This window comes from Coxiella endosymbiont of Ornithodoros amblus (assembly GCF_019425495.1).
Lineage (GTDB): Bacteria > Pseudomonadota > Gammaproteobacteria > Coxiellales > Coxiellaceae > Coxiella.
The window spans coordinates 1-9,871 of record NZ_VFIV01000044.1 but is presented as its reverse complement, the minus strand read 5'-3'; the positions used below and the strand labels follow the sequence as shown (position 1 = coordinate 9,871).

The window sequence follows — 9,871 nt, the reverse complement described above, 5'->3', positions numbered from 1 at the left end:
AATAATCAATTGCTTCAATTAAAACAAGCCTTTCCATTAATTCCACCTGCTCAGGAAACAAACTCATCGCTTTCCTTCGTGTATGGAGCCAGTCTGTGCTGGGATGAGGGGCTTTAAATTTATTTTAATGTATCGTCGATCGATACACCCCAAAAAAGCAGTTTATATTTGTCAAATCGTTACTTCCGGTAGCTACATCATATGGTGGTTATTGCAATAAACAAACATGTAGAACTAAAATATGGTCTAGTCCGACTAAAAAGTATTTTTTTTTCAAGGCAGCGCGTTTTTAATGCAAGCATTAAGCTTAAAAAAACAGCCTTATCTAATGTGTAAAAACTATTAGGAAGAAAATTAAATTATGCCTAAATTAATTTTAGGAAGTAATGCTATTTTGAATAGATAAATTCTTTTTGACCCTACTAAAATTTCCTGAAAACTATTAATTATAAAGGATAGAAAACCAATGAATCCATAATTCAAATAACTCATTAAAAGTCCTTATTTTAAATTGTACGCTCAAATATTCCCCTACAGTTTCTAATATGGAAGCATTAATTAATAAAATCTATAATAAAATCTATAGTGTGTTGAAAAGCTTGGACGTTAATTGGGAAATTATTTGGGTATTTGATTATAAAATTAAGTCCAGTGTTTCCTCTGGTAAAGGGGAAGCTGATGAATAGCCAATGTTTTTTAAGAAAATCAATTTTTCGATATATTAATTGTTGTGGTGCCCATTTGGTTTGGAGAACACTCCTCAGTTAAGCAGATGGTGATCGAACGGCTCGACGGCACTTATAAAGAAGCTGATTCTAAGACAGGGCAATTTTCTTTGTATGGGAAAGTTGGTGGTGTTATTGTCACGGATAATGAAGACAGAGCTCATAACGCGGCGGGAACCACTTTATTTAATTTATCGCATTTAAGCTGTACCATTCCCCCGAATTCCGATTATTATTGGGTCGGCGCGCAGCTTCCAGGTCAAGCTACATCGAAGTCCATGGCGACAAACATATTTATACAAATAAAGGTGCGCGCGATACATACCGCATAATTTAGCTTGTATAGCGCGCCTTTTAAGGAAGTACTCTATCCATAAACTCAAACACCTAATGAAAGAAGCTGAACACGAAAGCTCAAATAAATGCTCTCAAAGACATAGTTAATCGAAGTAGGCCGTATCCGATTCACTGAATACAGGCTATTTACTTATTTTTGAAGTCTAGAACTCGATTTCTTAACTAGTATATCGGAAAATAGTCGATATACTGGAGTTTATTATTAAGAAAAAGCCCTGTGAAAATCATCTGGTAAAGAAGAAATTGACTATAGATTCATTTTATCTGAGTTAAAAGAATATGCTCGTTCTCGGGATAAAATTTTTGGTTAGTTAAAATCAGGAGAATTAATCCGCATAAAAAAGACCTATATGTATTTGGTAAGTTCGTTGCACTACAACCTTACCCAAAAGAGGTGCTTGCCAATACCGTCTGTGGACCGCCCGCTATTTCGTTAACCTACGCTCTGTACTATTATGCTTTGATACCAAAACGGGCCAATATTGTAACCAGTGTTACTAATAATTGTATCAAATTCTGTGAGTAAACGACAGTTATTCCTAATCGACTATCTAGAAAAGACATTGTGCGATCAAATTCATATCTTTTGGTAAAGATTATCAATTTAAGAAATACTAAAGATGGAAAAATACTTTCTGGATAATTTTAGAATAGACGTACCTTTACTCTTTAAATTTAAGTTAAAAAAACTTAAAAGATATAAATACTTATAACAATTCTCACCTTGATCTGTTATACGACATAATTAAATCCAAAAAATAGTTATACGTAATTCTGTAAAACAAATGCTGAAAAATATGGATGTCACTCGCGAAAAGACTACGTCAATGCGATTAAAGAAATTTTTCAAGAAATTTCCCTTATCGGTTTATAGTTAGCAAAATTTTTTGAAAAGGCTGTATTCTACCAGGATTCTGCTTTAAGAGTTTTATATTGTTTGGACAATTTTTCTGAGAATTCAGACCTTTCTCTACTTCAGAGCGATATAAATTTTGATTTGAAGTTATACAATAAGGCTATCATCAAGGAACTAGATGGGTTTAATTTTAAAGAAACAATGGAAGCTAAAATAAAATCGTCTAAGTCTAGTATTGAATCCGCGTTTATTAAGACTGAGTCGAAAAAACAATTAATGACTATAGAAGCAAAAAATAATATATATTATTAGAGATATTCATCATATGAAAACCATCAAAATTAAAAAAACTGAAGTATTGAATATCCAGAGGAACCATCAACTATCTCCTCAGGAAAACTTTTTTGACAAGTGGTTGTAACGCATCCCCTATAATTGTGTGTGCTATCAATGCCTATTGTGGCTTATTAAGCTGAAAGAGTCTGATTTAAAACTATTTATTTGTCCGGCGAGGAAGTTGCTAATACATTTGGATTTCTAGATCTTGGCATTACTGAGTTACATAACGTATTAGAAGACGCTCGCCGCATAACCGCTGCTACGCATCTTTTCTTATTGGTTCATATCCGATACGGTTTTGGTAGTGCGTTTATTATTACGCACACAATTAAAGAAATGGAGCGAGCACAAGTAGCGGCGGTCCACATGGAGGATAAAGTCGTACAAAAGCGTTGTAGTCATCGCCCAGGTGAAGAGCTTGTGAATACGAATGAAATGGTGGACCGGATTAAAGCAGGAGTTGATGTTGAGTCGAACGACTTTGTCCTAATAGCTAGAACCGATGCTTGCGCCATGGAAGGATTAAAATCAGCTATTGATCGAGGGTATACTTACGTCAAAGTAGGCGCTGACATGATTTTTTGTGGAAGCGTTAGAAAATATTAATGATTATTCCATTTTTTGTAAAGCAGTAAAGGTTCCTGTCTTAGCTAACATGACTGTTTTAAAACACCGCCTTATACGGCTGTGCAGTTGGCTAATCACGGTGTTAAAATGGTACTTTATCCGCGTTTGACTGACTGAGTGATGAGTAAAGCGGATTTAGCTGTGTATGAATACATAAAAAAAACACGGCGTTCAAAAAAGAGTTTACCTTTCATGCAAACCAGCGAAGAATTGTATGAAGTCCTAAATTATCATACCTGTTAAGATAAATTAAATCAATTATTTAAAAGGAAAGAAGATGACTAAAATAGCAAAAGGTTTAAGAGGACAATCCGCGGACGAAACGTCGATAGCTAAAGTTGGAAAAGAAGGGCATGGGTTAACTTATCATGATTATCGCATAAAAGATTTAGTCCCCAACGAAATTTTTGAAGAGGTTGCCACCTTTTTTTATTGAAAAATAAGCTGTCAACAAGATCAGAACTCGACGCGTAAACTAAAAAAAATTAGTCAACTTTCGTTCACTTCCTCCTACACTTAAAGACACGCTAGAACGAATACCAGAAAGTTCATATCCGATGGATGTGATGCATATGGGTTGTTCTATGGTTGGTAATTTGGAGCCTGCAAATAGATTTTAAAATGAGAAAAACGTTGCCGATAGATTGGTAGCAATTTTTCGAGCTATTCGATGTTATTTGTATCATTATTTTCACCGCCGAAAGCAAATCAATACTGAGATAGATGATGTAACGCTAGCCAGTTATTTTTTGAATTTGCTTCTTGGAAAAAAGGCAGAGCAAGTAGCTATTAATTGTATGAACCCCTTGTTAATTCTGCACGCTGAACATAAATTTAACGCATCAACCTTTGAAGCTCGCGTTTGTAGCGTAACGCTTTCGGATATTTATTCAGCCTTCAGCGCAGCCATTGCCACTTTACGCGGTCCTTTGCATGGCAGAACGAATGAAGCAGCCATAGATTTAATTATGCTTTATAAAATTCCGGATGAAGCTATTGCTTTGATTAAACTACAATTAGCGAATAAATAATTAATCTTTGGTTTTGGACATGTAGTTTACCAGGATCGATATCCGCAGAATGCAATTATAAAATTCTGAGCCTAGAAATTAGCCCTCAACCCAGTGGATGGTTATTTATTTGATATTTCTAATGTCATTGAAAAGACAATGCATGATGAGAAAAACTCTTCCAAAATTTGGATTTTTATAGTTCCACAGCGTATCATTTTCTAAATATTCCGACTAAATTGTTTATGCCTATTTTTGTTATGTTTCTGGTGACGAGTTGGTGTTCACATATCTTTGAACAAGGATGGGCGCCCATCGAAAAAAGGAGATAATTATGAGTAAAAAAACCAACGGCAATTCCGATAGACTATAGCAGCATTACGCCTTATTTTTTTTGTCAATGAAGCAAGGAAGGCGATTAAATTTTACAGAAAAGCGTTTGATTTCGAGGAGGAAGTAGGCATGTAAATGCCGGACGGTAAGATTGGTGATTCGGAATTGAGAATTGGCGATTCTAGAATTATGTTAGCAGATGAATTCCCTGAAATGGGGGCGAAAAGTCCGCGCATTTACGGGAGGTCGCTGGTGACTATCCATTTGTATGTCGAAAAGATGTGGATAAAACAGCACCTAGTATTATACTTAAATAAAACACTAACTCAGAAGATAAAAATGAATCAAAAAGTTAACGTTTACCGTTCCCGCACTAATTGCAAAATCGCTGGCGTCTACGGCGGATTAGCTGAATACTTTATGTAGATACGACCATTATGCGGTTGCTCTTCATTCTAATGATCTTGTTCTCAGTAGGATTTGGCATCATAGCCTATGTCTTAATGTAGATTATCATGCCAGAAGCCCCGGAAGAAAATAGAAGAACAATTGATTACAATGAGGACAAGGGGTCAACAAGAGTAAGGGAAGATGATACGCTGGGACGAAAAAAATCCATTTATCACCAATTCAGAGACAAAATTCTGGAAGTGATTATTGATGAGAGTTATGTGGAAGGTGAAATGATTCCGTCGATCCGAAAAATCAGCATGGAACATCAAATCAATCCGCTCACTGTTTCTTAAGGCTTATTAAAGTTTGCTAGGTGACAATTTTATTGAGAAGCGCAGGGGATGGATATGCTTGCCAAAACTGGTACACGTCATCGTCTATTAACTTATTTATAATTAACAAATTATTCGGGCGAGTTGAATGTTTTTTTGTTAAATCCGCGGAGAGATCGAGTAAGGCTTATGTACCACTTCTGCTTTATTGCCGATTTTGGAATTTTCCGAGATGGATCAAGGTCGATAACCTTATCGAATTTGTAAAAATCGTGAATCCGAATTTTAATGAATAGAAGGCGTTAGAATTTTTAAATAAAACGAATATCAAAATGCATCAGAAGATGAAATAATTTTCTAATGGAATGATCGTACAATTGCGTCTAGCACTGATCATGACGATCGACGTTGAAAATTTTCTGCTTGACGAACCAACCTTCGGGCTATATATTTTATATCGAAAAAATTTTTCTATATCATTCTTAATGATTATTGAAATGAAAAGCTAATTATTATTATTTCGACGCATGAAGTAGAAGAAATCGAAAATATTTTAACAAATCTAATTATGGTTGATCAAGGTGATCTCGTTCTTGAATCCTCGATGGAAGAAGTTGATGAACGGTTCACGGAAGTAAGAGCGATGCCGGACCAGGCCTGATTTACGGCCGTTAAAACCCATCTTTGAAAGTAAAGAGATTCGGCGAATTCCATTTATTTTTTAAAACATTGATAAAAATGAATTAGAAAAATACGTCGAAATCACCACGCGATCTATTAGCGACATTTTTATCAATAAAATCAAGGATAATTTATAATTTCTGCTCTTTTAAATTTAATTAATAGAGAATTTTTGAGCAACGTGGTAGTTTTTTAACGTGCCTTTAATTTTAGCAGGAATTTTTTATTAGTTGCTATAGTATTTTTTATTTTTTCATTCTGGAAAATGGTAGATATTGGTAGCTTTCAATCCGGATTGGCCAACCAAAGGGTAGCTGACCTAATTCCGAGAGTCTTTACGGCTATTACTTCACCCTTTATATTAGTACTATGACTTATAGTATTTTATTATTTTTTAGCTGACTTGTTCGACGATCGTAAAGATAGCAGTGTTTTATTTTGGCAATCGATGCTAACTAGTCAGACTTAAACAATTGTTTCAAAATTAATCGCAGACCTGTTTTAGAGTCTTTTTCCTATTATCCACCCTGTATTGCCTTGGACGGCACTTTGGAGTGCCACAGTAATATTATCGGCTTGATTGCATATTTTTTTGCAATATTGTTGTAAGCGTTCCGACTATTTCCGTTATTTGCTTTGTGCTTATTATGCAGTATTTTTTCTAAAAAGGCGCCAGCGTTGCGAGCAGTGATACTAATCATTGTGCTTATTACTTTAGAGATATTGTTTTTCTCGCAACACTATTTCACCGATTTTGTAATTAGTTGGTTTCAATATGTCGCAGAGGCTCGGAGGATATTGAGCTTTCATTGTAGGCACTGATTTTACCAGAACCACCTCACTCTTATTAATCAGATAAAAATGCCTTTCTAGTTAGACAATATAAAGCTTTTAACAATGGGAATAGGAATTTTCATCAGCTTAATCTGCTACATTCTAAGCCAGACGGTTTCGTAGTTGTTGTTATAATTTTTGAACGATAAAATTTAACTGATTGATTACTGCAGAGAAGCAATAATAGTTTGACAAAATTGTTGTAAATCGTCCAGCTGTTGAGAAGTAATTAAATTTTCATCTTTTACGACTAGTTAATCTAAAAAAATTCCGCCAGTGTTAATCAAGTTGTCTTTTACTGTGTGATAGAAAGTTGCTTTTTTCCTATTGACAATATTATCAGATATTAAAATTCAAGGGGAATGAAAAATAGAGGAGACGGTTTTCTATTGTTCAAATACCGAGTGCACTAAATTTTTCATAGCCTTATTGGTTTGTATTTTATCAGGCGTATAACGGATCGGGATAATTAAGGCGTCATTTTATCGGGACTAATCGAATCGGGAGTAGCTCACGCAGTTACAGGATAGACTAATTTACTTTTGTAAATTTGATTTTTTAGGCCCTACACTAATCACTTCCGTTCATTCCTTTTTCATTCTAAGTAAGAGATACCAAAGTTCTAATTCTTAATATTTATTTTAAGTATAAATAATGATTTTTTTATTTTTAATGCTCATTTTTAATCTCCATTCTTTCTTTCTTTTTAGTTCATCTAAAACAATGAGGATAACAAGTTATCGGTAAAATGCGTTAATTTTCCGAAGAAAACAAGTGTAATAGCAAGTGGAATAAATGATATTCCTTTCAGTATCACAGCCGGTATTTTCAAGGATTTCTTTTCTAAAAAATGCTGACCTACCTGCGCCCCGATACTCAAAGAAAAAAATACCCAGAAATTAATCATAATAATACATCAGTAGATACTATCTTGAGAAGTGTAATTAGTTACGATTTTGGTTATAAAGGCGAAAAGTGATAAAATTAATGCGACCAAAAAAACTGAATGCGTTTCAGATCAGTAAAAGAGAGGCGATTTGTATTTGGTCGAACGCCGCCGACGGGAAGTAGAAGATAAACAACAACCACGAATAAGATGAAATAAAATATAATCATGATTACTTTTTCTGTACAAAACTTGAATGAAAAATATTTAACTAAACGCAACTAAAATGCAAAATTTGAAAGAAATCTTTGACTTGCAGCCGAGATTTTTAACAATCGATTTATTAAAGCTTTAGTTAACCACGCTCCAACATACAGTGATCACCATTGAAAACCATTTGCAACTAGTCATGCAGGTAGAGTAGCATTAAAAAAACAAGATAAAGTTAGGAATTGAGGAAATAGCCTTTGATTAATGTTCTTTTGATTGAAGATCATGTATTGATTCGTCGCGGCATGCGCTTAATGCTAGAGCAAGTTAAAGGGATTCGAATCGTAGGTGAAGCGAGCACCGGAGAAGAAGGACTAGCGCTACGCCGTGAGAAAGAACCGGATGTCGTCATGCTTGATTTTCAATTACCAGACACTAACGGACTTGAATTTGCGCGTAAACTTTTGCGGCGTGATCCCGAGATTAAGATTTTAGTGGTGACGGCGATGGAAGGAAAACTATTGCCCATGCGTTTGTTAGGGGTTGGGGTTCGCGGTTTTATCACCAAAAGCAGTGATTCTGAGGAGTTAGAACGAGCGATTCGAGCTGTGCATAGCGGCCAGCGTTATATCAGCTCGGCCATCGCGAGCCGTCTAGCCTTAAGCAAAACGACACCGACTAAATCGCCCTTTGATCAATTGAGTCACCGCCAGATGGAAGTTTTATTATTACTGGCAAAGGGAATGAAAGCCAAAGAAATTGCCAAGCAATTGCACATTACCACTAAGACCGTTAATTCTCATCGTTATCGCATGTTTGAAAAACTGGGCGTTAAAAACGATGTGGAACTGATTAAACTAGCGCTGCAATATGGAGTGATTGATATCGATAAAACTGACTTTGCTTAAATAAAAATAGCCTCAGATTAACCGATTTTCATCAATCAAGATTTGACATCAAAAATAGTGATATTCTGTGAGTAGACGTGAGACTCCCACTAGAACAATACGCTCAACACCGACAGGAACTCAAACACCGAGAAGAAGGTTGAGCAGAAAGGACATCCTGTAAGAAGGGACGTTAATAGCAAAGAATTCGATATTTAGTGTATTCGATTTATCGTTTGAAATGCTCGTAAATGCTATAGAAGAAAATAGCTTAGACATAATACAAAACTATCTTCGCAGGGATTCTTTTCATCGGATCACGAAGTGGGGTCTCAACGTACCGATAAAGATAGATTTCCAGGGTGACACGCTCTTAATAAAAGCGTTCAGGAAAGGAAAGTTTCTTATTGCCAAAACTATTATTTGGAGACTAGCGCTTACAAAGAGATAGTCAATAAGTCAGGATAAACTGCTTTAATTTGTCCGCTTCGCCATTTTTGAGTAGAGACGTTCGATTTATTAATTCAGTTCATGCTGATGTAAAAGTCAAATATAAAAGACAGAACCTTTTAGAACTGGTTCTCGATAAACATTCCGAAAAGACTAAAAATTTACTTTTCACATTGTCAACTCTCTAGCGGCTGTAGGTGTAGAACTTTGGCATTCTGATGGAAGTCAAATCATCGCTAGCGATAAGGAAATTGATGAAATAATTAGGAATGCCAGCAACCTTCAAATCATAAAAAAGGAGAAAAGAGAGGGAGAATAAACGAGCTCGAACAAAAAATCGATCAAATAACCTTACAGTGTGTTAAACTCAACTGCATCCCCATACACCGAAGCCGAAGAAGAAAAAACTGATCTTTCTCAAATACATCAGTAGACGCCCCTTTTGAAGAAGACATATTAACAAATTCTGATTTTCCTCAATTTTTCTTCAAGATTTCTAAGTTGGTTGAAATTATTCCCGATTCTCAAAAAGAAGAATTCGCTGAAGCTCATATTTCTCTGATAGATGCCTTAAAAAACTTTGCTATGATCCTAGAAAAACGAGATGTTCCAGGAGAAGTGAAAAAAGAAAACACAACGCTATCTAGAAACAATTCCCTATCTCATCTATCTAGTTCTCGGTGAAAAGATGAGGGTGCCAATTGAAAACCGCTTGGATTTTTTCGAGGAATTACCGATGATAATTTAGGAACTCCATTTTAAGACTCCTAATAGTTACGTTATTGAAGTGACATGAAATCGTGTGTAAATCATAATTACTCACCCGTCATTCCCTCGCAGGCACCTAGAGCTCAACTTAAGGGGGCGAAGTAAAGAGGGAATATCAAGTGGTTGAAAAGATGTCCGTCGTTCCCGTGCGTGGGCCGTCTACTGACAGACAAAGAATCGAGG

General features: G+C 35.6%; 2 protein-coding genes and 9 pseudogenes. 10 read left to right on the top strand and 1 reads right to left on the bottom strand.

The features are described 5' to 3' along the window. The first annotated feature begins 733 nt into the window (after positions 1-733). The 7 genes and pseudogenes from FIV31_RS05900 to FIV31_RS08625 all read left to right on the top strand — a co-directional run bounded on the left by FIV31_RS05900 (position 734) and on the right by FIV31_RS08625 (position 6,629). Positions 734-1,057 (top strand): flavodoxin family protein, encoded by a 324-nt coding sequence (locus FIV31_RS05900; protein ID WP_280124131.1) that lies wholly within the window; start codon positions 734-736, stop codon positions 1,055-1,057. A 1,285-nt stretch (positions 1,058-2,342) separates the two neighbouring features. Then, positions 2,343-3,147: pseudogene (locus tag FIV31_RS05895) on the top strand (isocitrate lyase/phosphoenolpyruvate mutase family protein). A 34-nt stretch (positions 3,148-3,181) separates the two neighbouring features. After that, a pseudogene (locus tag FIV31_RS05890) lies at positions 3,182-4,246 on the top strand (citrate/2-methylcitrate synthase). 340 nt (positions 4,247-4,586) lie between these two features. Beyond that, a pseudogene (locus FIV31_RS05880) lies at positions 4,587-4,819 on the top strand (PspC domain-containing protein); the annotation flags it as partial. A gap of 19 nt (positions 4,820-4,838) precedes the next feature. Beyond that, a pseudogene (locus FIV31_RS05875) lies at positions 4,839-5,086 on the top strand (GntR family transcriptional regulator); the annotation flags it as partial. 9 nt (positions 5,087-5,095) lie between these two features. Next, a pseudogene (locus tag FIV31_RS08630) lies at positions 5,096-5,790 on the top strand (ATP-binding cassette domain-containing protein); the annotation flags it as partial. Then, positions 5,787-6,629: pseudogene (locus tag FIV31_RS08625) on the top strand (ABC transporter permease). The pseudogenes FIV31_RS08630 and FIV31_RS08625, both read left to right, overlap by 4 nt. Before the next feature lie 573 nt (positions 6,630-7,202). Here the strand turns inward: FIV31_RS08625 and FIV31_RS05870 are convergent. After that, positions 7,203-7,603: pseudogene (locus FIV31_RS05870) on the bottom strand (hypothetical protein). Between the two features lie 237 nt (positions 7,604-7,840). On the opposite strand from FIV31_RS05870, the gene FIV31_RS05865 reads away from it, so the two are divergent. The 3 genes and pseudogenes from FIV31_RS05865 to FIV31_RS08620 form a co-directional block, all read left to right on the top strand. Then, positions 7,841-8,491, top strand: coding sequence for a response regulator (locus tag FIV31_RS05865; protein ID WP_280124130.1), 651 nt, complete (start codon positions 7,841-7,843; stop codon positions 8,489-8,491). A 67-nt stretch (positions 8,492-8,558) separates the two neighbouring features. Further along, a pseudogene (locus tag FIV31_RS05860) lies at positions 8,559-9,265 on the top strand (ankyrin repeat domain-containing T4SS effector AnkG); the annotation flags it as partial. A gap of 71 nt (positions 9,266-9,336) precedes the next feature. Then, a pseudogene (locus FIV31_RS08620) lies at positions 9,337-9,604 on the top strand (ankyrin repeat domain-containing T4SS effector AnkG); the annotation flags it as partial. Positions 9,605-9,871 lie beyond the last annotated feature (267 nt).